The organism is Mycobacterium simiae (assembly GCF_010727605.1).
In the GTDB taxonomy this organism is placed as follows: Bacteria; Actinomycetota; Actinomycetes; order Mycobacteriales; family Mycobacteriaceae; genus Mycobacterium; species Mycobacterium simiae.
This window is the reverse complement of sequence record NZ_AP022568.1, coordinates 5,363,228-5,385,358: the sequence shown is the minus strand read 5'-3', so window position 1 is coordinate 5,385,358 and position 22,131 is coordinate 5,363,228. Positions and strand designations below refer to the sequence as shown.

General features: G+C 66.4%; 22 protein-coding genes. 11 read left to right on the top strand and 11 right to left on the bottom strand.

Annotated features, from left to right (window positions below):
• Positions 1 to 4 precede the first annotated feature (4 nt).
• Positions 5 to 1,141, top strand: a complete 1,137-nt coding sequence (locus G6N33_RS25070; protein WP_049918918.1) for a serine hydrolase domain-containing protein — start codon at positions 5 to 7, stop codon at positions 1,139 to 1,141.
• 76 nt (positions 1,142 to 1,217) lie between these two features.
• On the opposite strand, the gene G6N33_RS25065 is transcribed toward G6N33_RS25070, so the two are convergent.
• Positions 1,218 to 2,633 (bottom strand): TIGR00366 family protein, encoded by a 1,416-nt coding sequence (locus G6N33_RS25065; RefSeq protein ID WP_044506043.1) that lies wholly within the window; start codon positions 2,631 to 2,633, stop codon positions 1,218 to 1,220.
• Between the two features lie 209 nt (positions 2,634 to 2,842).
• Between G6N33_RS25065 and G6N33_RS25060 the strand changes: the two genes are divergently transcribed.
• The 3 genes from G6N33_RS25060 to G6N33_RS25050 are packed head-to-tail and all read left to right on the top strand — an operon-like array spanning position 2,843 to position 6,159.
• Positions 2,843 to 4,699, top strand: a complete 1,857-nt coding sequence (locus G6N33_RS25060) for a fatty acyl-AMP ligase (protein WP_101528285.1) — start codon at positions 2,843 to 2,845, stop codon at positions 4,697 to 4,699.
• A gap of 39 nt (positions 4,700 to 4,738) precedes the next feature.
• Positions 4,739 to 5,392, top strand: a complete 654-nt coding sequence (locus tag G6N33_RS25055; RefSeq protein WP_044506048.1) for a hypothetical protein — start codon at positions 4,739 to 4,741, stop codon at positions 5,390 to 5,392.
• Positions 5,389 to 6,159: a YqjF family protein gene (locus G6N33_RS25050; protein ID WP_101528286.1), complete on the top strand. Its 771-nt coding sequence runs from the start codon at positions 5,389 to 5,391 to the stop codon at positions 6,157 to 6,159. Before G6N33_RS25055 ends, G6N33_RS25050 begins: the two co-directional genes overlap by 4 nt.
• Here the strand turns inward: G6N33_RS25050 and G6N33_RS25045 are convergent.
• Positions 6,144 to 6,911, bottom strand: coding sequence for an SDR family oxidoreductase (locus tag G6N33_RS25045; RefSeq protein ID WP_044506050.1), 768 nt, complete (start codon positions 6,909 to 6,911; stop codon positions 6,144 to 6,146). The genes G6N33_RS25050 and G6N33_RS25045 overlap by 16 nt on opposite strands.
• A 58-nt stretch (positions 6,912 to 6,969) precedes the next feature.
• Between G6N33_RS25045 and G6N33_RS25040 the strand changes: the two genes are divergently transcribed.
• Entirely contained in the window at positions 6,970 to 7,449 is a 480-nt protein-coding gene (locus tag G6N33_RS25040) for a nuclear transport factor 2 family protein (RefSeq protein ID WP_044506052.1), read from the top strand.
• Here G6N33_RS25040 and G6N33_RS25035 read toward each other — a convergent pair.
• Both G6N33_RS25035 and G6N33_RS25030 read right to left on the bottom strand, forming a co-directional pair.
• Positions 7,446 to 8,189: a DJ-1/PfpI family protein gene (locus tag G6N33_RS25035; protein WP_044506054.1), complete on the bottom strand. Its 744-nt coding sequence runs from the start codon at positions 8,187 to 8,189 to the stop codon at positions 7,446 to 7,448. The genes G6N33_RS25040 and G6N33_RS25035 overlap by 4 nt on opposite strands.
• A gap of 29 nt (positions 8,190 to 8,218) precedes the next feature.
• Entirely contained in the window at positions 8,219 to 9,169 is a 951-nt protein-coding gene (locus tag G6N33_RS25030) for a GlxA family transcriptional regulator (protein ID WP_101528287.1), read from the bottom strand.
• Positions 9,170 to 9,279: 110 nt separating this feature from the next.
• Here G6N33_RS25030 and tpx point away from each other — a divergent pair, with 110 nt between their 5' ends.
• Positions 9,280 to 9,774, top strand: a complete 495-nt coding sequence (gene tpx / locus G6N33_RS25025) for a thiol peroxidase (RefSeq protein WP_044506058.1) — start codon at positions 9,280 to 9,282, stop codon at positions 9,772 to 9,774.
• 278 nt (positions 9,775 to 10,052) lie between these two features.
• On the opposite strand, the gene G6N33_RS25020 is transcribed toward tpx, so the two are convergent.
• The 3 genes from G6N33_RS25020 to G6N33_RS25010 all read right to left on the bottom strand — a co-directional run bounded on the left by G6N33_RS25020 (position 10,053) and on the right by G6N33_RS25010 (position 13,130).
• Positions 10,053 to 10,868, bottom strand: coding sequence for an NAD-dependent epimerase/dehydratase family protein (locus G6N33_RS25020; RefSeq protein ID WP_044506060.1), 816 nt, complete (start codon positions 10,866 to 10,868; stop codon positions 10,053 to 10,055).
• Positions 10,865 to 11,323, bottom strand: a complete 459-nt coding sequence (locus G6N33_RS25015) for a MarR family winged helix-turn-helix transcriptional regulator (protein WP_231382395.1) — start codon at positions 11,321 to 11,323, stop codon at positions 10,865 to 10,867. Before G6N33_RS25015 ends, G6N33_RS25020 begins: the two co-directional genes overlap by 4 nt.
• A gap of 157 nt (positions 11,324 to 11,480) precedes the next feature.
• Complete coding sequence (locus G6N33_RS25010) at positions 11,481 to 13,130, bottom strand: AMP-binding protein (protein ID WP_101528292.1); 1,650 nt, start codon at positions 13,128 to 13,130, stop codon at positions 11,481 to 11,483.
• A gap of 532 nt (positions 13,131 to 13,662) precedes the next feature.
• Between G6N33_RS25010 and G6N33_RS25005 the strand changes: the two genes are divergently transcribed.
• Complete coding sequence (locus G6N33_RS25005; protein WP_231382397.1) at positions 13,663 to 13,974, top strand: DUF4333 domain-containing protein; 312 nt, start codon at positions 13,663 to 13,665, stop codon at positions 13,972 to 13,974.
• Here G6N33_RS25005 and G6N33_RS25000 read toward each other — a convergent pair.
• From G6N33_RS25000 to G6N33_RS24990, 3 genes are read right to left on the bottom strand one after another with little or no spacing between them, the layout of a single operon-like run.
• A complete protein-coding gene (locus G6N33_RS25000; RefSeq protein ID WP_044506062.1) occupies positions 13,955 to 14,929 on the bottom strand; it encodes an NAD(P)H-dependent flavin oxidoreductase in 975 nt (324 codons plus the stop codon). The genes G6N33_RS25005 and G6N33_RS25000 overlap by 20 nt on opposite strands.
• Positions 14,926 to 15,306, bottom strand: a complete 381-nt coding sequence (locus G6N33_RS24995) for an NYN domain-containing protein (RefSeq protein ID WP_044511810.1) — start codon at positions 15,304 to 15,306, stop codon at positions 14,926 to 14,928. Before G6N33_RS24995 ends, G6N33_RS25000 begins: the two co-directional genes overlap by 4 nt.
• A gap of 19 nt (positions 15,307 to 15,325) precedes the next feature.
• Positions 15,326 to 16,201 (bottom strand): alpha/beta fold hydrolase, encoded by an 876-nt coding sequence (locus G6N33_RS24990; RefSeq protein WP_049918919.1) that lies wholly within the window; start codon positions 16,199 to 16,201, stop codon positions 15,326 to 15,328.
• Between the two features lie 87 nt (positions 16,202 to 16,288).
• Between G6N33_RS24990 and G6N33_RS24985 the strand changes: the two genes are divergently transcribed.
• The 3 genes from G6N33_RS24985 to G6N33_RS24975 all read left to right on the top strand — a co-directional run bounded on the left by G6N33_RS24985 (position 16,289) and on the right by G6N33_RS24975 (position 19,072).
• Positions 16,289 to 16,765: a winged helix-turn-helix transcriptional regulator gene (locus tag G6N33_RS24985; RefSeq protein WP_044506063.1), complete on the top strand. Its 477-nt coding sequence runs from the start codon at positions 16,289 to 16,291 to the stop codon at positions 16,763 to 16,765.
• 55 nt (positions 16,766 to 16,820) lie between these two features.
• Entirely contained in the window at positions 16,821 to 18,005 is a 1,185-nt protein-coding gene (locus G6N33_RS24980; protein WP_044506065.1) for an acyl-CoA dehydrogenase family protein, read from the top strand.
• A 164-nt stretch (positions 18,006 to 18,169) separates the two neighbouring features.
• On the top strand, positions 18,170 to 19,072 hold the full coding sequence (locus G6N33_RS24975) for an NAD-dependent epimerase/dehydratase family protein (protein ID WP_044506067.1): 903 nt from the start codon (positions 18,170 to 18,172) through the stop codon (positions 19,070 to 19,072).
• Between the two features lie 16 nt (positions 19,073 to 19,088).
• Here G6N33_RS24975 and G6N33_RS24970 read toward each other — a convergent pair whose 3' ends face one another.
• The gene (locus tag G6N33_RS24970; RefSeq protein WP_044506069.1) at positions 19,089 to 20,396 is read right to left on the bottom strand and encodes a hydroxyacid-oxoacid transhydrogenase; all 1,308 of its coding nucleotides are present in this window, start codon (positions 20,394 to 20,396) and stop codon (positions 19,089 to 19,091) included.
• A 234-nt stretch (positions 20,397 to 20,630) separates the two neighbouring features.
• Between G6N33_RS24970 and G6N33_RS24965 the strand changes: the two genes are divergently transcribed.
• Entirely contained in the window at positions 20,631 to 22,085 is a 1,455-nt protein-coding gene (locus G6N33_RS24965) for an aldehyde dehydrogenase family protein (RefSeq protein WP_044506071.1), read from the top strand.
• Positions 22,086 to 22,131: the final 46 nt, after the last annotated feature.

Sequence of the window (22,131 nt, the reverse complement as noted above, 5' to 3'; positions counted from 1 at the left end):
GGGCATGCCAGCGGTGCGACAACTCCCCGGGCGCCGGCGAGCGCTCTTGGCAATGTGCGCGATCGCGTTGTTGGTGGGTAGCTGCGCCAAACCAGTCGGTACGCCGGCGCCGAAGACGAACCCGACGGGCACGACGGCCGTCACGACGACTGGCAATACTGCCGCAAAGGCCGAGAGTCAGCGCGTGCTCGACGATGCGGTCAACGCCGCGGCGCCCGGTTGCTCAGCGGCGGTGGGTTCCGAGGGCACCGTCGCCTGGACCGGGGCGCGCGGCGTTGCCAACACGGCCACCGGCGACAAGATCACCGCCGACACGGTGTTCGACATCGGGTCGGTGTCCAAACAATTCACCGCCACCGCGATCTTGTTGCTCGCCACGGCAGGCGAGTTGGCGCTCGAGGATCCGCTGGCCAACCACCTGCCCGAGCTGCCCAAGTGGGCTGCCACGGTCACGATCAGCCAGCTGATCCATCAAACCAGCGGCGTCCCCGAATATGAGGGGCTATTGGCGAAGCAAGGGTTTCAGCCCAGTGATCGCACCACCGAGGAGCAAGCCCTGCAGGCGCTCGCGGCGGTGCCGCAGCTGACCTTTCCGCCCGGTAGCCAATTCGGCTATTCGGATTCGAACTATTTATTGCTCGGCGAGATCGTCCACCGGGTATCGGGGGAGCCGCTCGCGCAGTACCTCAACGGCGAGATCTTCGGCCCGCTCGGCCTCGGGATGGTGATGGACCCAGTCGGGCGGCTGCCCCACAAGGCCGTCTCCTATACCGGGGGCAACGACGCCTACCGTGCGGTCACGATGGCGTGGGAACAAGTCGGGGACGGCGCGGTTCAGGCCACGCCCAGCCAGCTCGTGCAATGGGCGGACAATTACCGGACCGGCCGGGTGGGCGGGCCCAAGGTGCTGGAAGCGCAACTGGCCGGAGCGGTCGAAATCGGACCGGGGGTGCCCGTGCACTATGGCGCCGGAATCTACCTCAAGGCCGACGGCACGCTGGCCCACGACGGCGCCTCGGGCGGTTTTCTCACCGCGTTCCGCGTCAGTAAGGATCGGCTCAAGTCGATCGCCGTCACCTGTAACAGCGACGACCAGGCCCCGGAAGCCCTGGCGGACTCGATCGCCAAACTCTGGCAGTAGCAATTCGAATCTTGTTCGGCGACAAGGCTTTCAGGACGGCGCCGCGGCGGCCCCGCCGATCGCAGGTATAACTGCCTCACAACATATGTGGGGCGATGAGGACCGCGCCGCCGAACACCACGAAACCGATCAGGAACGCCACCACCGTAAAACCCATCACCTGGCGCACATTTAGCTTCGCGATCGCCAGCACCGGTAGCAACCAGAACGGCTGAATCATGTTTGCGACGCCCTCGCCCACCGCAACCGACATCGAGATCAGCCCGAGGTATGCCGGTCCGTGTTGGCCGATGGCCAACGCCGAGCCCACCGCGATCGGCCCCTGCACCGCCCAGTGTCCGCCGCCGGACGGCACGAACAGCGAGATGATGACCGAGCCGATGAACGTCAAGAATGGCAGCGTGTATTGGTCGGCGCCCCGCACCAGTGCCTCGGCGAGCACCGTCTGCAGTGCTCGTCCCGACCCGGGCGGCAGATATCCGAGCAGACCGGCAATCCCGCCGTACAGGGGATACTGCAGCAGTAGCGGCCCGGACACCTTCGCCGCGCCGGAGAAGGCCCGAATGAAGCGGATCGGCGTACCGTGCAGCAGCGCGCTAGTGACCGTGAACAACATGATCATCGACGCGATGTTCAGCGCAAAGCCGCTCAGCACGAAATACGTTATGCCGGCAGCGAAGACAAGCACATTGAGGATCCGCAGATTCTCCAGCCGCTCGGCGAACGTCCGGGAGCGACCTTTCGGGGTCTCGGGGGTGGGTTCCTCCTCGAACACCGCGGCATCGGGCTCGAGACTTTCATCCGGTGCCATCCGCCAGATCGCGATGGCGACCAGCGCGACCACGGCGATGACGGCGCCCCAGCTGTACGGCTGGAAGATCGTCAGCCGCAGTGGGACGAGCATTCCGGTCATTTTGTGAATCACGTTGATAGGGCTGGTCGTATCGGTGTTGGCCAGGGCGATCGACGACGAAACACCTTGGGTCCAAATCAGGTAGCCCATGAATCCGGTGGCGATCAGGTAACCGAAATGCACACCCTTGAGCCGCTTTGCGACTTGGCGCGCGACCAGGGCGCCGGCCACCAGACCGAGCCCCCAGTTCAGCAACGACAGCACACTGCTGACCCCGAAGCACAGCAGCGCGCCCTGCACCTGGTTCTTCGGCTTACTGGCAAGGCGCACGATGGCCCGTTTCACCGGCGGCGCCTCGGCCAACGTGTAACCGGTGACCAGGATGAGCACCATCTGGAACGCGAAGGTGAAGATGTTTTGCGATCCCCACACCCCGCCGTACCACGCCTTGAGCGCCCCGGTGGGCGACGCGCCGCGGACGAATATCGCGACGAGTGCAACCACCAGCAGGGTCAGGATGATTGCGAACAGATAGGGGTCTGGCATCAAACGTTCCACGTAGCGGACGCAGAGCATGGTGAGGCGTTGCATGATGCCGCGATGCGCGACACGTTCGTCGTTCTTGGTGATCGTCGTCATAGCCGCCTTACCGCAAGCTGCGCGTGCTGGTTACGCGCGGAACAATGGGATCGCTCAGGTAACCGTAAACGGGTTGCTGAAAAATGTCCGGGGATGAACGAGTACACAAAGACAACCGCGATTGCCACCGGCGGCGCGCAAACCGGACGGCACACCGCGGCGACGGCGGAGCCACCAGGCAGCAACGGCACGCACCTAGACTGGCCGCTATGCAAGACGGTTCCGCACAGGATTCCGTGGCTCCAAAAGGCCTGCTCAGAATAGAAGATTGCCTGGACGCCGACGGCAATATCTCGTTGCCGGCGGGCACCACGTTGATCTCGTTAATCCAGCGCAACGTCGCCAATGTGGGCGACGTTGTGGCGTACCGATACCTGGACTACGCGCGCTCCGAGGGACAGGTCCATGAAGTCACCTGGTCGCAGTTCGGGGTGCGGCTGCAGGCCATTGCCGCGCGCGTGCAGCAGTGTGCCGACGACGGCGATCGGGTGGCGATCCTCGCACCGCAGGGCATCGACTACGTCGCCGGCTTCTACGGCGCCGTCAAGGCGGGGACCATCGCGGTGCCGCTGTTCGCACCCGAACTTCCCGGGCACGCCGAGCGGTTAGAGACGGCGCTGCGCGACTCGGAGCCGTCGGTGGTGCTGACGACGGCGGCGGCGCGGGACGCGGTGGAAGGCTTCTTGGCCAATACCGCACAGTTGCGCCGGCCACGCGTCGTGGTGATCGACCAGATACCGGATTCGGCGGGGGAGTCGTTCGCTCCGGTGGAGTTGGGCATCGACCGCGTCTCGCATCTGCAGTACACCTCGGGATCGACCCGCCCACCGGTCGGCGTGGAAATCACGCACCGGGCGGTCGGCACCAATCTCACGCAGATGATCTTGTCGATCGACCTGTTGAACCGAAACACCCACGGCGTCAGCTGGTTACCGCTGTACCACGACATGGGGTTGTCGATGATCGGCTTTCCCGCGGTGTACGGCGGGCATTCCACGCTGATGTCGCCTACCGCGTTCGTGCGCCGGCCGCAGCGCTGGATTCAGGCGCTCTCGGCGGCGTCGCGCGAGGGCAATGTGGTCACTGCGGCGCCCAATTTTGCCTACGAGTGGGCGGCCCAACGCGGCATTCCCGCGGCGGGTGACGACATCGATCTGAGCAATGTCGTGCTGATCATCGGCTCCGAGCCGGTCAGCATGGAAGCGATCTCGGCGTTCAACAAGGCCTTCGCGCCCTACGGTTTGCCCGGTACCGCGTTCAAGCCGTCGTACGGCATCGCGGAGGCGACCCTGATGATCGCGACGATCGCGCCGACCGAGGAGGCAACGGCGGTCTACCTCGACCGTGACCAGTTGGGTGCGGGCCGCGCGGTGCGGGTGGCGGCGGATGCACCGGATGCGGTTGCCCTGGTCTCGTGTGGCCAGGTGGCGCGCAGCCTGCGCGCGGTGATCGTCGACCCCGATGCGGCTGCCGAACTACCCGATGGTGCGGTCGGTGAGGTGTGGCTGCAGGGCGCCAACGTGGGGCGCGGATATTGGGGGCGTCCGCTCGAAACCGAGCACGCCTTCCACGCCCGCCTGTGCTCGCGGCTCGCCGAGGGCAGTCGCGCCGGGGATTCGGCCGCCACCAGCTCGTGGCTGCGTACCGGCGACTTGGGTGTGTTCCTCGACGGCCAGCTCTACATCACTGGGCGGATCGCCGATCTGGTGGTCATCGACGGTCGTAACCACTACCCGCAGCACATCGAGTCCACGGCCACCGAGGCGTCGCCGATGGTGCGACGCGGCTACGTCACGGCATTTGCGGTGCCCTCCGGCGGGCCGACGGGATCCGGCACCGCGGACGCCGAGCTGGTGATCGTTGCCGAACGCGCCGCCGGTACCAGTCGCGACGATCCACAGCCGGCTATCGAGGCGATCAAGGCGGCGGTTGCCCGCCGGCACGGCCTGACCGTCTCGGCTGTACGTCTACTGCCGGCGGGCGCGATCCCCCGCACCACCAGCGGCAAGCTGGCCCGGCTGGCCTGCCGCGATCAGTACCTCAGCGGCACGCTCGGCTCGCACTGAACCACGCGGCCGGACGGCACCGGGTGGCATCCTGGCTGTATGGGTTTGCTCATTCGGCTGGCGGAGTTCCTGATTCTGCTGCTGCCGCTAGTGGGCTTGGCCGTCGGCGCGGTGCGCGCGTTCACAGCCGGCAAGCGGCGCGCCGGGCCACCCATGCCGCCGGTGCCGCCACCCGAACCCGCCGCGACCAACCAGGCCGCTCAATGGCGCTCGCTGCGCCGGGTGCTGGACGAGCACGCCCGCACCGACACCCGCTGGCTGGACTACGAACTCGATTTCGCCAAGCTGCTGGACTTTCCGTTGATGACGGATCTGCGCGATCCGCTCACCGTGGCGTTTCACAAGGCCAAGCTGCGGGCGGACTTGTTGCGGCCCGTCCAAGCCGAGGACCTGCTCGACGACCGCGACAGCGCCGCGAAATACCAAGCCGCCGTGGAGGAGTACGTCACCGCGTTCAACGTGGCCGAGACCGAGGCGCTGCGCCGGCGCCGCAGCGACTTTTCTCGGGACGAGCAGCAGCGGATTACGCGCGCCCAGAACCTGTTGCGGATGGCGTCGGATGCGGGCGCCGCCCCGCGCGAACGCCAAAACGCCTACGACGCGGCGCGTAAGGAGCTCGACGGTCTGATCGTGTTGCCCGCCGCCACCCAGGCCAGCATCGAGCGCGGCGTCTCCGGTGAGATCGAGCGATGAGCGTGCCCGGTGAGCCAGCCCCGGGCGACGAGCTGCCGGCCGGTTTCCCGGTGACCGCGCCGCCGCTGGCCGGCCCGGTCACCTTCGATCAGTGCTGGAGCGACCTGACGTTCGTGCACTGGCCGGTCCGGCCCGACGACATCGCGCACCTATTGCCGGCGGGGACGCGTCCCGATGTGTTCGGTGACGGACTGACGTATGTGGGGCTGGTCCCTTTTGCGATGATCCGCACGAGAGTCTGTACCACACTGGCACTTCCGTACTTCGGCCGTTTTCTGGAGACCAACGTGCGGTTGTACTCCGTCGACGCCGCCGGGCGGCACGGCGTCGTCTTCCGGTCGCTGGAAACCGCCCGCCTTGCGGTGGTGCCTGTCACCCGGGTCGGCCTCGGCGTCCCCTACACCTGGGCGAAGATGCGCATCATCCGCGACGGCGACCGCATCACGTATGAGAGCGTGCGCCGTTGGCCCCGCCGCGGGCTAGGCAGCCGGTTGACCGTCGCGGTGGGTGAGGGCGTGCAGCCGACGCCGCTCGAGGTCTGGCTGACCGCCCGCTGGGGTGCACACACCCGCAAGGCCGGCCGCACCTGGTGGCTGCCCAACGAGCATGGGCCGTGGCCGCTGCGTGCGGCGGAGATCCTCGAGCTGCGCGACGAATTGGTGGCCGCCGGCGGCGTACGGCCCGCCGGCGAGCGCCTGCGCGCGCTGTTCTCCCCGGGGGTGCGAACGCTGTTCGGGCGTCCGTCTCCGGTTCACGGACAGGTATAGCCGCCGTCGATGACGAGGTCGGAACCGGTCATGTAGCTGGACGCGGCGCTGGCCAGGTAGAGATAGAGGCCGGTGAGTTCGTCCGGCCGGCCGATACGTCCGAGCGGAATTTTCGGCTCCCACAGCCGGTGATACTCCGCCATCGGTTCGACAAGTTCGGTGCGGATGTAGCCGGGGCTGATGCTGTTGACCCGGATGTTGTGCCGGGCGAATTCGACGGCCATGGCCTTGGTCAGGTGAATGACCGCGGCCTTGGACGTGCAGTAGTGGCCGGCCGGTTGGGGGATGTTGATAATGTGCCCGGACATCGAGGCGGTATTGATGATGGACCCACCGCGGCCTTGGGTGACCATCGCTCGTGCGGCCGCCTGCGCGGTGAGGAATACGCCGGTGACGTTCGTGGCCTGGATGGTGTGGAACTCCTCGGGCGACATGTCCAGCAACGGAGTGAGATTGATGATGCCGGCGTTGCATACCGCGATGTCGATGCCGCCCAGTTCCGCGGTCACCCGCTCCACCATGCGGGTGACCTGATCCGGCTGGGTCACGTCACAAGCGATCGGCAGAACCGCGCCGCCCGTCGAGCCTAGTTCTGCAGCAACGGTTTCCAGTGCATCGGGGTGCCGCGCGGCGATGACCACCCGCGCGCCGGCCTGCAGGTACGCCTCGGCCACCTTTTTACCGATGCCGGTAGACGCCCCGGTGACCAGAGCTGTCTTGCCGGTTAGGTCAAACAAGTCCAACACGCTCATTCGATCTCCCTCGTCAGACCGGCCACGCAAAATCAGAACACGTTCTAGTGTGTCCGCTATGGGCAAGTTCAGCAGGGCCGAAATCGAGCAGGCCGTCGCGCGCTACACAACTGTGACGGACGGGTGCAGCGCCTCCGGCGACTGGGCGCCTTTCGCGGATCTATTCACCGAGGACGTTATCTATATCGAACACCACTACGGGGTCTTTCACGGGCGCGAAGCGGTGCGCGATTGGATCGTTGCCGTCATGGCGCCGTTCCCGCACATGCGATTTCCCAGCGATTGGATCGCGTACGACGAGGACAACGACGCCGTCGTGATGATGATCAAGAACCTGCTCGATCACCCGACCGACCCCGACGGGGAACCGTTTTGGTTCCCCAATTGGACTCGCCTCGTCTACGCCGGCGACGGCCTGTTCTCGAGCGAAGAGGACATCTACAACCCCAACCGCGACGCGCCGAGTGCTGTCACGGCCTGGATGCAGGCCGGTGGGCAGTTCGCGTCGACGGAATTCCTGCAGCCGAACCCGACCTAAGCCGACGACAGTTTCGATTGTCGCTTGCGTCCGCGGGAGCGAACCGCCGTCAGGGCCTGGTCCCAGGCGAGCATCGCCGTCGCCTTGAGGTTGGCCGGCTTGGCACTGTCGCGGGAAAGCAGCGCGGTAGCAGTCGCTTTGGTGGCGGCCGAGGCCTTCGATAGGTGACCTGAGTCGAACGGCGGCTGCGGGTCATATTCGAGCGCGAGCTGGATCGCCTTGGCCCGTCCCTGGCCTGCAAGCTCACCGGCCAACCAGAACGCCAGGTCGAGTCCCGCGGACACGCCCGCGCTGGTCACGACGTCGCCCTCACGCACCACCCGCTCGTCGCCAACCGCGGTGACGCCGAATCCCTTGAGCAGGGGTAACGCCAGCCAATGCGACGTCGCACGCCGCCCGTCGAGCAGACCGGCCGCGGCCAGAATCACCGAACCCGAGCACACCGACGCCGTCCAGCGCGCGGTCCGGTGCACCGCGCGCAACCAGTCCAGCAGCACCTCGTCGCGGGCGTGCACCGGCGTCGAGGGCCCGCCAGGCACCAGCACTAGGTCGGGCGCAGGCGTTTCGGCCAGCGCATGGGTGGCGCCGACGACCAACACGCCGGAGTCGGCGGTGATCGGGCCGGCTTGATGCCAGACGAATCGCACCTCGGCGTCCGGCAGGTTGCGCAGCACCTCATACGGGCCGATCATGTCCAGGGCGGTGAATCCGGGGTAGGTCACGATAGCGATCTGTGTCATCGGTGCGGTCCTTTCCGATCTGCCCGGGATCAGGCAAACGTCTTTCGGTACTGGTCCGGCGAAACGCCCACGCGGCGAATGAAGTTGCGCCGCATGGTTTCCGCGGTGCCGAATCCGCAGCGGGCCGCGATCGCGACGACGGTGTCGTCGGTCTCTTCCAGTTGGCGGCGCGCCGCTTCGGTACGGACGCGTTCGACGTACTGGCCGGGCGCCTCGCCGACCTCCTCGGTGAAAAGCCGGGTGAAATGACGCGGACTCATCGTCGCCAGTCGCGCCAGATCGCCGATGCTGTGCGCAGCGCCCGGTTGCGCCTCGATGGCCTCCTGCACCTCGCGAATGCAGGGCCGCTTGGCGCGGGGAATCCACACCGGCGCGGCGAATTGGGTCTGCCCGCCGGGCCGGCGCAGGTACAGCACCATCCAGCGGGCGACCGTCTGCGCGATCTCCGTGCCGTGGTCGTCCTCGACCAAGGAGAGGGCCAGATCGATGCCCGCAGCGACGCCGGCGGCCGTCCAGACCCCCTCGGAGCTCCGCACGAAGATCGGTTCCGGGTCGACCTCGACGATGGGGAACTCGCGGGCCAACCGGTCCGCGAAGGCCCAGTGCGTGGTGACGCGGCAGCCGTCCAGCAGCCCGGCCTCGGCCGCGAGAAAGGCACCGGTGCAGACGGTCACGATGCGCCGCGCGCTGCCCGCGACGGCCTTGATCCACCCGATGAGATCGGGGTCGTGGCGGGCGGCGTCGACGCCGGCGCCACCGGGCAGCACAACGGTGTCGATATCCCCGTCGGGATCCGGCAGCGGCGCCCCGACAAATGCCAGGCCGGTCCCGGCGCTGATCGGCTGGCCACCGACTGAGGCCACCACGACGTCATAACCACCGCCAGCCAGCAGCGCTGCCCCGCTGAACACGTCATGTGGCCCGATCACGTCCAGTGCCTGCACGCCCGGGAAGCCGACGAGCACGACCTTGCGAACCATGAACTCAGTGTTGGCCGAACCGGTCGTGGCGTCTAGGCCTAGTACCCCACGAATTAGGACATGCAGGACCTGACCCGAGGCCACGCGAGGGGGCTTGGCAGACTGTATGCATGGCACAGATAACCCTGCGTGGAAATGCGATCAACACCGTCGGCGAGCTTCCCGCTGTCGGCTCCAAAGCCCCGGCCTTCAACCTGACCGGCGTCGACCTCGGCGCGGTCACCAGCGATCAATTCAATGGAAAATCGGTGCTGCTCAACATCTTTCCTTCCGTCGACACCCCAGTCTGCGCGACGAGCGTGCGGAAATTCAATGAGCGTGCCGCCGCCAGTGGCGCATCGGTGGTGTGCGTGTCCAAGGATCTGCCGTTCGCGCAGAAGCGGTTCTGCGGCGCGGAGGGTATCGAGAACGTCACCACCGCCTCGGCATTCCGCGACAGTTTCGGCGAGGACTACGGCATCACGATCGCGGACGGACCGATGGCCGGCCTGCTCGGTCGAGCGGTTGTGGTGATCGGCGCCGACGGAAACGTTGCGTACAGCCAGCTGGTGCCCGAGATCGCCGAGGAGCCCGACTACGACGCGGCGCTGGCCGCGTTGAGCTGACCCGGTTGGGGCGAGCGACCCCAGTAGCCGCACCATTCATCTCGCATCTCGACCTTGCGCCCTTCCCGGTGGCCGTCACCGGGAAGGGCGCAAGCTTCTCCGCACAAATTCCGGCACGGTTTAGGTCAGCCAGGGTGGGCGACCACGATCGGTCGTTGCACCCCCGCGGCTCGTTGGGCGTATTCATTGCGAGATAACCGTTCTGACGAAATAAGCCTAAGAACGTCCGCTAACAACAGTCATTCATCAGCAGCAGGCCAGTGCTACCCGGAAACATCTCACATCACCTTTTGTTCGATCGCGTGGTGGATGGTGCGCACGCTCGGCCGGAAGCCGAGCCGGCGCGCGAGTGCACCGTTCATGTGCAGATGCCAAGGATGCTCTAGTGCCCGCGACGATGGATCCATGGCGCCGCCGGCAATCTCGACGAGTTCATAGAGTGACGTCGGCGCTTCATCGGTGATGTTCACGATGCGGCCGTCCCAGGCTCCGGTGAGTGCGAGACGGGTCGCGGTCGCGATGTCGCGGTGATGAACGAGGCTCATTCGCTGCGCCGGATGCATCCCGGCGTTCGCGGCATGTGCGGGCAGCGACTCCAGGTGACCGTCGCCGTCGCCGTAGACGAAGCCGTAACGCTGGATCGTCCAGGTGAGATCGCTGCTGCGCAGGGCGTTCTCGGCGGCGAGCTTGCTTGCCGGGTAGGCCTGCTTCGGGTCGACGGGGTCGTCCTCGCGGCCCGGACGCGTGCTGTCAGCGTTGTAGACGTGCGCGGTGCTCGCCATGATCAGGCGCGTACCGGGCGCGTGCTGCTGCGCTGCCGCGATGAGGTTGGCGGTCCCATCCAGGTTCGTCTTCCACATCAGGTCGGTGTCCGCGGTGCGGAACACGGCGGCGAGATGGACGATCGCTTCGACACCGCGCACTGCCGCCGCGAGCGACTCACAGTCGCAGAGGTCTCCGATCACCTCTGTCACGTCAGGTGGCACCGACCCAGGCCGACGGACCAAAGCGCGGCAGTCGTGGCCGGCTTCGGCGAGACGGGGCAGCAGTCGGGCACCTACCAAGCCGGTCGCACCCGTCACCAGGACCTTCATAAAATTTCCTTTACTGTTCGTCGTTCGAGTCGCTCGGTGGCGGTGCGCAACACTCGGATAGCGACCTCGATGTCATCAGCGTCGATCCCGCCGAAGGCCACGGAATGCAGTCGGGTCAGGTCGGGCAGCTTGCGCCACAACGCTTCACCCATTGCTGTGAGACGCAGCAGTTTTTGTCGATGATCGACGCTGTCGGGGATCTGCTCGACGAGTTGCTTGCGCGCCAGAGTGACAACGACGGCGCTCAGCGTCGCACGCTCGACCTGAAGAATGCGTTGCAGCTCCCGCTGCCGGGTGGGTCCGGCGTGCACTAGTTGGTACAGCACATACCACTGGGTCGCGCCGAGGTCGTAAGGCCGTAACAAGTCCTCCATGGCTGCACGGGCCGCGAGGTAACAGCGCTTTGCCCACGCACCGACCGTGTCATGGTGAGCCGCACCCATTTTGTCAGCCACCAGACAATAATGTCTGCCACCAGACAAAGTGTCAATCGGCCGGTGCTGGCAAACCAGACTCGACGACCCCGACACCAGTGCTAAACGCCGAACGGCCCGACAGATGTCTCGCCAATGACGGTGCGCTGCACTGGGACGCGCCGGGCTGACCCGCGGCTTACAGGCCCAGCAACCGCACCATTTCGTCCCGCATCTCGACTTTGCGCACCTTGCCGGTGGCCGTCATCGGGAATTCGTCGACGACGCGGACGTAGCGGGGAATCTTGTGGTGCGCGAGGTTCCCCGCGCAAAACGCCTGCACGGAGTCGGCGTCCAGGGGCCGGCGCCCCGGCCGCATCCTGATCCAGGCGCAGACTTCTTCGCCGTACTTGGGGTCGGGCACGCCGACCACCTGCGCGGCGTCGACATCGGGATGGGTATGCAGAAAATCTTCGATCTCCCGCGGGTACACATTTTCGCCACCGCGGATGATGACGTCCTTGATGCGCCCGACGATCGCGCAATAGCCGTCGTCGTGCATGACTGCGAGGTCTCCGGTGTGCATCCAGCCGTCGGGATCGATTGCCTGGCGGGTCTTCTCGTCGTCGTGCCAGTAGCCGAGCATCACCGAGTAGCCGCGCGTGCACAGTTCGCCCGGCTGTCCGCGAGCGACTACCTCGCCGCTGCCCGGGTCGATGATCTTGATCTCGACATGCGGGTGAGCCCGCCCCACCGTCGTGGTGCGATGCGCGAGGTCGTCGTCGATCCGGGTTTGGCACGACACCGGAGAGGTTTCCGTCATGCCGTAGGCGATCGACAGCTCCGACAGGTTGAGCTCGTCGATGCAGCGCCTCATCAGCTCCACCGGACAGGTCGCTCCCGCCATGATCCCGGTACGCAGCGACGACACGTCTCGCGCACCCAAGGTGGGGTGACTAAGCATCGCGATGAACATCGTCGGCACGCCGTAAAGGGCTGTGCAGCGCTCCTTTTCGATCGCCGCTAGCGTGGCGGCGGGGTCAAATCCGGGCGCCGGAATCACCATGGTGGCACCGTGAGTGGTGCAGCCCAGATTGCCCATCACCATGCCGAAGCAGTGATAAAACGGGACCGGGATGCAGAGGCGATCCCCGGCCCGCAGCCCAATGCATTCGGTGACGAAGTAACCGTTATTGAGGATGTTGCGGTGTGACAGCGTGGCCCCTTTGGGGGAACCGGTTGTGCCCGAGGTGTATTGGATGTTGACTGGGTCGCGGGGGTCCAAGGCTGCCATCCGACACCGCAATTCGGCGTCGGTCACCTCCTCGGCGCGCAGCTGTAATCGTGTCCAGTCATCGGTGCCTAAAAACACGACGTCGGACAAGCCGGGAATCTGGGACCGTACCTGGCAGACCATCCGCCGGTAGTCGGATGTCTTGAACGTCGTCGCCGACACCAGCAGTCGAACACCGGAATCGCTGAGGGTGTGCGACAACTCATGCGTGCGATATGCGGGGTTGACCGTGACCAGGATCGCGCCGACCTTGGCGGTGGCGTACTGCAGCATGGTCCATTCCGGACAACTCGGCGACCAGATTCCGACCCGGTCGCCGCGTTGTACGCCCACGGCCAGCAGCGCGCGGGCCAGCCGGTCAATGTCGGCGTTGAGTGCCGCGTAGGTCCATCGCCGGGCGCCGGCGACGTCGACGAGCGCTTCGACGGTGGGGTAACGCAGCGCGGTGCGTTCGAGGTTCGCACCAATCGTCTCGTCGAGCAGGGGAGTGTCGACGGGACCCGCGTCGTAGGACGCGCGGGATTCAGTGGGGAACTCTCCGGTCGGGATGGTCATGTTTTTCCTGCGCTCAACGACATCAATGTAACCGTCGCCGTCGTGCCCGACCATGTCTCGGCACAGTAGCGCGGCTCAGGTCGGTGTCAATGTGAACGGCAGCCAGCAGACCCCCGGGCCGTCGCCAGGGCATCCGGGCGCGGCGACGGCGAAAGTTCTTTCGCCGCGAGAACTTCAGTGGCCGTTGAGCATGAGAAAACCCGATCGCCTGGTGCCGCCGTCGGTGGTGTTCTCGCAGTGGAACGCGTAGTCCGGAAATCGATACCGCCGGGTCCCCGGCCCAGGGGTAGTCGAGAACAAGGTGAGTCCGGCGGGGTTGCTTGTCAATGCCTCCGCCCGCAGCCAATGTGCCATGCACCCGGGCGCCATCGCGGTCACTGCAATTTGCCCTGGCGCACTCAACACGGCAAATATTTGTTTGCAGTGCAAGGCCACATATGCCGATGAGCTGTGGAGTAAGTCCAACGACGTGTTAGCCTTGTCGCTTCCCGACGCATTCGCTTCGGGCACGGCAAAAAGGAGTATTCGCGCAATGATGCGTATCGCCCAGGCCGCCACGGCGGCCGTGACCGTGGGCCTGATGGGTGTCCTCGCGATCGGCTGCAGCAGCAAGACGACCGTCAAGCCCGACGGCGCAGCACAATCGGTGGTCGACGTCGTCTCGAAGCAGACCGGGTTTCATCCCAGCGACGTGCACTGCCCATCCGGTGTCGAAGCCAAGGTCGGTGTGCAGTTCGACTGTCACTTCACCGGGCCGGAGGGCAAGGAATACGTCGCGAACATGAAGATCACCCGGGTCAAGGGTGCCGAAGTCGATTTCGACGTCAACACCCACCCGAGCTAAGCCGGGCCGGCCGCAGCCGATCCGCCGTCGCGGCCAGCACCTCACGGCACCCTGCCCAGGTCTGCTTGATGATTTCGGCGGCCGGCGGTAGGTCGTCGATGCGACCGGCGACCTGACCGGTGTTGGCCACGCTGGCGTCCATGTCGCCGTCAAAGTAAAGCTGCGCGACGCGTTGCAGCGCGGCGCCGCCGTCCGCGGGAGAGGCTGCGGCATCGAGCTTTTCGGCCGCGGCGGTACGGATGACACGCATCATCCGGTTGCCGTCGAGAGGAAGTAACACCGTCCCGGTCTCGTCGGCACGCACGACCGCTTGCTTGAGGTTGCCGTGCACCGGGGAATCGGCCGAGGCCAGCAGCCGGGTGCCCATCTGTACCGCCTCGGCGCCCAGCACGAAAGCCGCCGCCATGGATCGCGCGTCGCAGATTCCCCCTGCGGCCACGATCGGGACGTCGACATGGGCGGCAACCAAGGGCAGCAGCACCATCGTCGACGCCCCGTACCGGTTCTTGAAGCCGCCACCCTCGACGCCCTCGACCACCAGCCCGTCGACGCCGGCGTCGACGGCCTTCTTGGCCGCGGCCAGGGTGCCCACCACGTGGAACACGGTGATGCCGGCATCGTGCAGCCGCTCGGTGAACAGCGACGGGCTGCCGGCCGAGGTGGTGACGAATCGAATGCCGTTGGCGACGAGGAGGTCCACGACCGCGGGGTCGCGATTGAACAGCAGTGCAATATTCGCACCCACCGCGCCACCGGTGAGGCTGCGCACGCGTTGCACGTCGGCTCGGCCCTGATCCGACGTCGTCTCGATGATCCCCAGGCCGCCCGCGTTCGACACGGCCGCGGCGAGCTGGGCACCGGCGATGTAGGTCATCGGCGCCTGGATGATCGGGATGTCGATATGGGCCAGTGCGCACACCCGATTGGTGACGGGCGCGTCGTCGGCGGCGATCATCTGTCGCGCGGATCGACGAGGTCGCGGAAGCGCTCGGCCGCGAACACCGATGCGCCCAGGCGCCGCACCCGATCGGCCAGCGCGCGATCCGATGTCACGACGCGGATCTCCTCCGGGGTGGTGTCGGCTTCCAGCCGCCGCACGATCTCGTCGTCGGCGGAGTTCGCGGCCGCGCGCGGCGCGTGGGCGATCTCGATGGTCGTCGAGCCGATGGCGGCCTTGGGCGGCCGCTCGAACACCAGCGTCACCGTATCTCCTTGTCCAGCAGCCCAATTCTCCACCGTGTCTACCAAAGCGGCCATGGCGGCCTCGCGATCTTTCCACCATCCGTCAGGGCGACTGCCGATGACGTTCATCGCGTCGATGATCCAGCGCACCATGCCAGAGTATGCGTCGCTAGCTCGCGCTTCGTCGCAGGATGTCGATGGCGACGCGATCGGGTATTTCGATATGCGGGCAGTGCCCGACGTCGTCGTATTCGACCAGATCGACCGCGGGTATGCGGTCGCGCAGTTGCTCGGCGATCGCGGCCCCCGACACCGGGTCTCGCATGCCCCACAAGAATGTGAGGGGCACGGTCGTGCCGAGCAGCGCACTTTCGAAGTGCGACGCGTTGGCGGCACGTTCGGGTATGTACCGCAACAGCTTTCGTTGGATGTCGCGGCCCGGGTCGTTTTCCAGCAGGGCGCGGTAGTGCAAACCGGCGAGTTCGCGGTCCAGCGGGTGTTCGGTGGAGAACACCTCACCCCAGGTCCGGAAAAACAGCGACTCGGTGAAGGCCCGGGCCAGCAAGGCGCCCAGCACGGGAATGAGGCTGGCGCGCTGCGCGATTCGCGGCCGGTACACCTCGGCGAATAGGCCTGCGTTGAGGAAGATGCAGCGGCGCAGGGACGCCGCGTGTTCGTGCCGGCGGGCGAGCAGCTCGGTGGCGACGATGGCGCCGTAGTCGTAGGCGACCACGGTCGGTCCCGACGGTGCGTAGGCCGCGATGATCGCCTCGGCCAGGTCCGCCTGCTCGAACACGCTGTAGCGGTGGCCGGGCGGCTTGGCGCTGGCCCCATACCCGAGGAAGTCGAAGCTGACCACCCGGTGCCGCCGGGCCAACTCGGGTTCGACGGCCGCCCATTCGAATGACGATGCGGGAAAGCCGTGCAGCAGCAGCAGAGGCGGGCCCTGGCCCACCTGGCGGACGAACACCCGCCGGGGCGTGCCGCGGACGGTCAGCCGCACGGTTTCACCCCCGTGGCGCCAATGCTCGAGTGGGGTGGTCACCCGTCCTCCGATCGTCTGGTCTCATTTCGAGACCAGACGCTAGCAGCATCGGTCTCATTTTGAAACCGTCGAGGTACGATCGACGCCGTGCGTTACGAGGAGCTGGCCGATTTGCCGTGCTCGATCACCCGGCCGTTGGTGGTGCTCGGCGATCGGTGGACCCTGCTGGTGCTCAAGACGGCATTCAACGGCGTCCGGCGCTTCAATGCGTTCCAGTGCGCCCTGGGCATTTCGCGCAGCCGCTTGCAGGACCGGCTCGACCGCCTAGTCGAGCACGAGATCCTGGTCAAGAAGCCGTCGGTCGACGGGAACTACGCGGAGTACCGGCTCACCCAGAAGGGCCAGGACCTCTATCCGATCTTGATGGCGTTGCGCGACTGGGGCGATCGGTACATGGCCCCCGACGGCCCGCCCGTGCACTTCCACCATCGCGACTGCACCGGCGAAGCGCACGTCATCCTGGCCTGCGACGCATGCGGCGATCCCGTCACCGCGCGCGATGTCGCACCGGCTCCCGGCCCCGGCATGCCGAAGGCCGGCCGAACCGCCGATTTTTGCGACTAGACACTTTGCGCGATTGGTACGGTCACCGTGGGCACGTTCGACGAGGAGAGCGCCAATGACGTCTTTAGCCGGAACCGACGGCCGCGTTGTCGCGCTGGCCCGCGGCATGCGCGACCTCGTGCGGGAGCAGGCCGGCGAATCCGAGCGAATCCGCACGCTTTCCGCGCCGATCGTCGATCAGATGTGGGCCAGCGGACTGATGTCCGCGTTCAACCCGGTGGTGGCCGCCGGTAGCGAGCCGTCGTTCACCGAGATGATCGAGACATGGATCGAAATGGCTTGGCAGGATGGCTCATTCGGTTGGGTAGGCATCGCCAACCTGCCGTCGTCGTTCGCCGCGGCAGCCTATCTGCCCGACGAGGGCTTCGCCGAGGTGTTCACCGCGCACGACAACCGCGTCACCATGGGCGGCCAGTTCTTTCCCAATGGACAGGGGATAGCCGTCGACGGCGGCTATCAGCTGAGCGGATCGTGGAGTTTCGGCTCCGGCATCGGGCACTCCGAATACGTCGCCGCCGGGTTCCTGCCCCTGGACAACGGTGAAATGCGCTGGATCAGCGAGGGCCTGCCGGAGATGCACGTAGCGGTGTTGCCCCGCGAGCAGGTCAGCTTCAACGACGGATGGCACGTGCAGGGGCTCAAGGGAACCGGCTCCTACGACTACAGCGTCGCCGATGTGTTCGTCCCGCGGCGCCGCACCTTCGAACTGTTCGCCCGACGACCACACCGCGGGAACTCACCGGCCACCCGGATGGGACTGATGCCGGTCACCGCGGCCGGTCACGCCTCTTGGGCACTGGGCGTATCCAAGAGCATGCTCGACGACGTTCAGGAGTTGGCGGCCACCAAGTTCCGGATGAGCGACATGGCATCGTTGGCCAGCCGCCCCACCTTTCAGAAAGGCCTGGCTCACCACCGTGCGGCCTGGCGCGCGGCGCGTCTGCTGGTGCTCGACGCATTCACCACCGCCGAGGCGGCTGTGGCCGCGGGCGACGAGCTCACCCCGGCCCTGCGCGCGGACATGCGCGTGGCTGCCGTGTATGCCACCGACACGGCCCGCAGTTGTGCCCAGTGGGCGCACCTGGTCGCCGGAACCAGCTCAATCCGCGAGGGCACCCGGCTCGAACGTGCCTTCCGCGACATGTACACCGGAACCCAACACGCCTTCATCAGCGAGAAAGTGGCGATCGACGCCGCGCAGATCTGGCTCGGCATTATCGAAGATCAGCCCGGGCTGTAACCCGAACTGGTTGGTGCACAACCTGTTCGGGGATCCGATCACGGATAGATCAGCAGTCGGTCGGCGAGTTCGTCGGGTCGGGGTTGCACGTCGGCAGCCACCGCCCGTAGCTGCGGGGGAGAACCGCGAAGTCGATGCGCGCACACGTCGCCTACCATCAGCGCATGCGCGGCACCAAGATCCTCATCACCGGCCCCACCGGACAAGTTGCCAACCCGATCGCCAAGGCGCTGGCCGCCGACAACGAAGTCTGGGGCATCGCCCGATTCAGCAATCCCGCCGTCCGCGACGACCTCGAAAAGTCCGGCGTGCGTTGCGCGACGGTGGACCTGACCGCCGGCGACTTCAGCGGTCTGCCAACAGACTTCGATTACGTCCTCAACCTTGCGGTGGCCAAAAGTGGCAACTGGGACACAGATTTGGCGGCCAACGCCGAATCCGTGGGACTCCTGATGGCCCACTGCCGCGACGCGAAGGCATTCCTGCACTGCTCCTCCGGAGCCGTCTACGACCCACCCGGCGACGAGGTCCGGACCGAGTCCGCCGCGTTGGGGGACAATCACAAGCCGTTGTTCCCCACCTACTCCATCTCCAAGATCGCCGGCGAGGTCGTCGCCCGGACGATGGCCCGCGCCCTACGCGTGCCCACCACGATCGCCCGGCTCAACGTGCCGTACGGCGACAACGGCGGGTGGCCGTTTTATCACATGGAGATGATGCTGGCCGGCATCCCGATTCCCGTCCCACCCGGCGGCCCGGCCAAGTACTCGCCGATCCACGAAGACGACGTCATCGCCACCATCCCGAAGCTGTTCAAGGTGGCGTCGGTCCCGGCCACCACCCTCAATTGGTGCGGTGAGCAGGCCGTCAGCTTGCAGGAGTGGTGCACCTACCTCGGGTCACTGGTCGGCAAGGAGCCGGTATTCGAGGAGAGCGCAAACGCGCTGCGCGGCAACCCCACCGACGCGAGCCGGATGCGCGAGCTCGTCGGGGTGGCCGCAATCGACTGGCGCGAGGGCATGCGGCGCATGGCGGCCAAGTTCCATCCGGAGCTCGTCACGGTCTAACGGGTTACGTAGCGGGTCACCAGTACCGCATCGCGCGGCCGAACAACCCGGCCAGCGCCGGCTTGTCCATCTCGCGCGGGGCGTTCTGCAACAGTCGCTGCTGTGCAAACGCGCCCTCGGTCAGGGCCGCGATGTCGTCGTCGGTGTAGCCCACTCCGCTCAGCCCGTTGGGCATGTCGACCGCCCGCATGATTCGGATGAGTTCGGCCGCAAGCACTTCGCCGGCGTCGTCGGGCCCGGCGTCGCGGGTGTCAGCGCCGAGCAGCCGCGCCGCCTCGGTATGTCGCTGCGGGCTGGCCGAGGCGGTAAACCGAAAGACCGCGGGCGCGTTGACGATGACCGACATGCCGTGCGGCACCAACGGCTCGTCGGCCGGATATCCCACCGGGTGGTAGTCGCGCACCAGGCCCGCCACGGCATAGGCCATGCCGTGCGGCGCGTGGACACCTGCGTTGCCGAAGGCGATGCCGGCAAGCGTCGCGGCCCACATCATCTGTTCGCGCGCGGAGTCGTCGGCAGCATCGCGCACGGCCGGCTCCAGGTTTTGGCCCAGCACCCGTAGCGCCTCGCGGCAGCCCAGGTCGCTCCACGGGTTGGCGCCCTGGCTCATCGGCCGCAGGCTGGGCCGCGGGGGAGCGGGCCGGCGCACGTACGGGCGGGCGGTGTAGGACTCCAGCGCGTGCGAGAGCACGTCCAGCCCGGCGGCGGCCACCACCCCACCAGGCAGCGTGGCGGTGCAATCTGGGTCGACGAGCGCTTCGGTGGGACGCAACGCGGGCGAGGCGATGCCCGTCTTCACGGTCAGTGACAGCAGATCGAAGATCGCGATGCCGGTGACCTCGCTGCCGGTGCCGGCCGTCGTCGGGCACGCGATGTGCGGCTTGAGCGGTCCGGGCACTGGCTTGCCGTCGCCGATCGGCGCATTGACGTAGGTCAGGAAGTCCGCGGGATAGGTGGCGTAGAGATTGGCGGCCTTGCAGGTGTCGATCACCGAGCCCCCGCCCAGCGAGACATAGCCATCGGGATGTGCGTCGCGGGCGAACCGGGACGCTTCGCTAAAGGAGGCGTCCGTCGGCTCGACGTGCACGTCGGTGTAGGTGACCACGTCGATACCGGCCGCCAACAGCGAGTCGCGTGCCGTGGCGAAAATCGGGAGGACCGCCACCTGCGCGTCGGAGAACAAGGCGATCCGACGCAGGCCCAGGGCGGCGGCCCGCTCACCCAATTCCGCGAGGCAGCCGCGGCCGAACGTTATCCGCGACGAGTCGACGGTGAAGGCGCCATCGCAGCCTTGCGCCACCTCCGGGAATTCGCAACACACCATGCCCCTATCAAAGCCCCCCGACGGCATCCGACAAACTCCGCGACCGAAAACCCGTCGGCCAGTGCGCCGTTCGGGAGTTGCTGCGGCGCCGCAGCGAGGTCGACACGGGCGATTGCTGGGACACGCGACCGCGACACCTTGACCGCGCCACACCCCGAATGCTAAGCAGGTGCTCAGCATTGATGGGCACGGGAGCGCCGCGCTCGGATCAGAGTTGATCGGAGAAGGAAACAGATGTCGCTGCAGGCAGTACTGGACGAGCTCAGTAAGCGCCCCGGCTCGGGCGAGGCCATCCCGATCATCAACCCCGCAACCGAAGAACAGATCACCGAATTCACCGACTGCGGAGAAGCCGCGGTCGACGAAGCGGCGGCGCGGGCGAAGGCATCGTTCGAATCGGGCGTCTGGTCGCAGCTTCCGGGCCGCGAGCGCGCCAAGATCTTGTGGCGGATCGGCGATTTGATCGACGAACACGCCGAAGAGTTCGCCCAACTCGACTCGCTCAACACCGGCATGCCATTGCTACAGGCGCAATTGCAGATGTCCACCTGCTCGGAGTTCTTCCGGTACTACGCCGGCTGGTGCTCCAAGATCAACGGCACCGCCTACGACGTCAAGACCGACGGCATCGCCACCGACAACTACGTCAACATGCATGCCTACACGCTCAAGGAGCCATACAGCGTGGTGGGCCTGATCTTCCCGTGGAACGGCCCGATCTTCAACGCGAGCGCGAAGCTGGCGCCGGCCCTGGCCGCCGGAAGCAGCCTGCTCGTCAAGCCCGCCGAGGAGACACCGCTGTCGGCGGTGCTGTTGGACAGGCTCATTCACGAGGCGGGCGTGCCCGAGGGCGTGGCCAACCTGTTGACCGGCTACGGCCATACCGCGGGGGCGGCCATCACCGCGCACCGTGACGTCGAGAAGGTGGCGTTCACCGGCTCGACCGAGGTCGGCAAGGAGATCGTGCGGGCGTCGGCCGGCAACCTGAAGAAGATCACCCTCGAACTGGGCGGGAAGTCACCGGTGTTGATCTTCGACGACGCCGACCTGAGCAAGGCCATCATGATGGCGTCGTTGGGTATCTTCGTGCATTCCGGCCAGGGCTGCGTGTGCGGGTCGCGGATCTTCGCCCAGCGCGGCGTCTACGACCAGGTCGTGGAAGGCATTGCGGCCATGGCGAATACGTTCAAACTCGGCGCCCCCAGCGAGGAGGGCTGCGTCAGCGGTCCGCTGATCAGCCAGAAACAGCTGAACCGCGTCATGGGCTTCATCGACGAGGGCAAGAATGACGGCGTCGACGTCGTCACCGGCGGTTACCGCCTGGACCGCAAGGGCTACTTCGTCCACCCGACGGTGCTGACCAACGTCGACACCAGCATGCGGCTATATCAACAGGAGATCTTCGGTCCGGTCGTCACCATCCTGCCGTTCGACGACGAAGATGAAGCCGTGGCCCTGGCCAACGACACCAGCTACGGCCTGGCGGCCACCGCGTGGACGGAAAACCTGGGCCGCGCGCACCGGATCATGCGGCGCCTGCAGGCCGGCAGCGTGCAGGTGAACTGCCAGCTCGTCTTCGACCACGATGTGCCGTTCGGCGGATACAAGCAGTCCGGCTGGGGTCACGAGTTCGGTAAAGAGGGACTCGAGATCTACCTGAAAACGAAGTCGGTCTGGGCTCAGCTCTGAACCCCGGACAGAACCGGAAAGTCCCGGACCCCCAACCAGGTCCGGG

Excerpts from the sequence above, each read along its gene's own strand:
- G6N33_RS25070 (WP_049918918.1), top strand. The coding sequence starts at position 5 with ATGCCAGCGGTGCGACAACTCCCCGGGCGCCGGCGAGCGCTCTTGGCA.
- G6N33_RS25065 (WP_044506043.1), bottom strand. The coding sequence starts at position 2,633 with ATGACGACGATCACCAAGAACGACGAACGTGTCGCGCATCGCGGCATC.
- G6N33_RS25060 (WP_101528285.1), top strand. The coding sequence starts at position 2,843 with ATGCAAGACGGTTCCGCACAGGATTCCGTGGCTCCAAAAGGCCTGCTC.
- G6N33_RS25055 (WP_044506048.1), top strand. The coding sequence starts at position 4,739 with ATGGGTTTGCTCATTCGGCTGGCGGAGTTCCTGATTCTGCTGCTGCCG.
- G6N33_RS25050 (WP_101528286.1), top strand. The coding sequence starts at position 5,389 with ATGAGCGTGCCCGGTGAGCCAGCCCCGGGCGACGAGCTGCCGGCCGGT.
- G6N33_RS25045 (WP_044506050.1), bottom strand. The coding sequence starts at position 6,911 with ATGAGCGTGTTGGACTTGTTTGACCTAACCGGCAAGACAGCTCTGGTC.
- G6N33_RS25040 (WP_044506052.1), top strand. The coding sequence starts at position 6,970 with ATGGGCAAGTTCAGCAGGGCCGAAATCGAGCAGGCCGTCGCGCGCTAC.
- G6N33_RS25035 (WP_044506054.1), bottom strand. The coding sequence starts at position 8,189 with ATGACACAGATCGCTATCGTGACCTACCCCGGATTCACCGCCCTGGAC.
- G6N33_RS25030 (WP_101528287.1), bottom strand. The coding sequence starts at position 9,169 with ATGGTTCGCAAGGTCGTGCTCGTCGGCTTCCCGGGCGTGCAGGCACTG.
- tpx (WP_044506058.1), top strand. The coding sequence starts at position 9,280 with ATGGCACAGATAACCCTGCGTGGAAATGCGATCAACACCGTCGGCGAG.
- G6N33_RS25020 (WP_044506060.1), bottom strand. The coding sequence starts at position 10,868 with ATGAAGGTCCTGGTGACGGGTGCGACCGGCTTGGTAGGTGCCCGACTG.
- G6N33_RS25010 (WP_101528292.1), bottom strand. The coding sequence starts at position 13,130 with ATGACCATCCCGACCGGAGAGTTCCCCACTGAATCCCGCGCGTCCTAC.
- G6N33_RS25005 (WP_231382397.1), top strand. The coding sequence starts at position 13,663 with ATGATGCGTATCGCCCAGGCCGCCACGGCGGCCGTGACCGTGGGCCTG.
- G6N33_RS25000 (WP_044506062.1), bottom strand. The coding sequence starts at position 14,929 with ATGATCGCCGCCGACGACGCGCCCGTCACCAATCGGGTGTGCGCACTG.
- G6N33_RS24980 (WP_044506065.1), top strand. The coding sequence starts at position 16,821 with ATGACGTCTTTAGCCGGAACCGACGGCCGCGTTGTCGCGCTGGCCCGC.
- G6N33_RS24975 (WP_044506067.1), top strand. The coding sequence starts at position 18,170 with ATGCGCGGCACCAAGATCCTCATCACCGGCCCCACCGGACAAGTTGCC.
- G6N33_RS24970 (WP_044506069.1), bottom strand. The coding sequence starts at position 20,396 with ATGGTGTGTTGCGAATTCCCGGAGGTGGCGCAAGGCTGCGATGGCGCC.
- G6N33_RS24965 (WP_044506071.1), top strand. The coding sequence starts at position 20,631 with ATGTCGCTGCAGGCAGTACTGGACGAGCTCAGTAAGCGCCCCGGCTCG.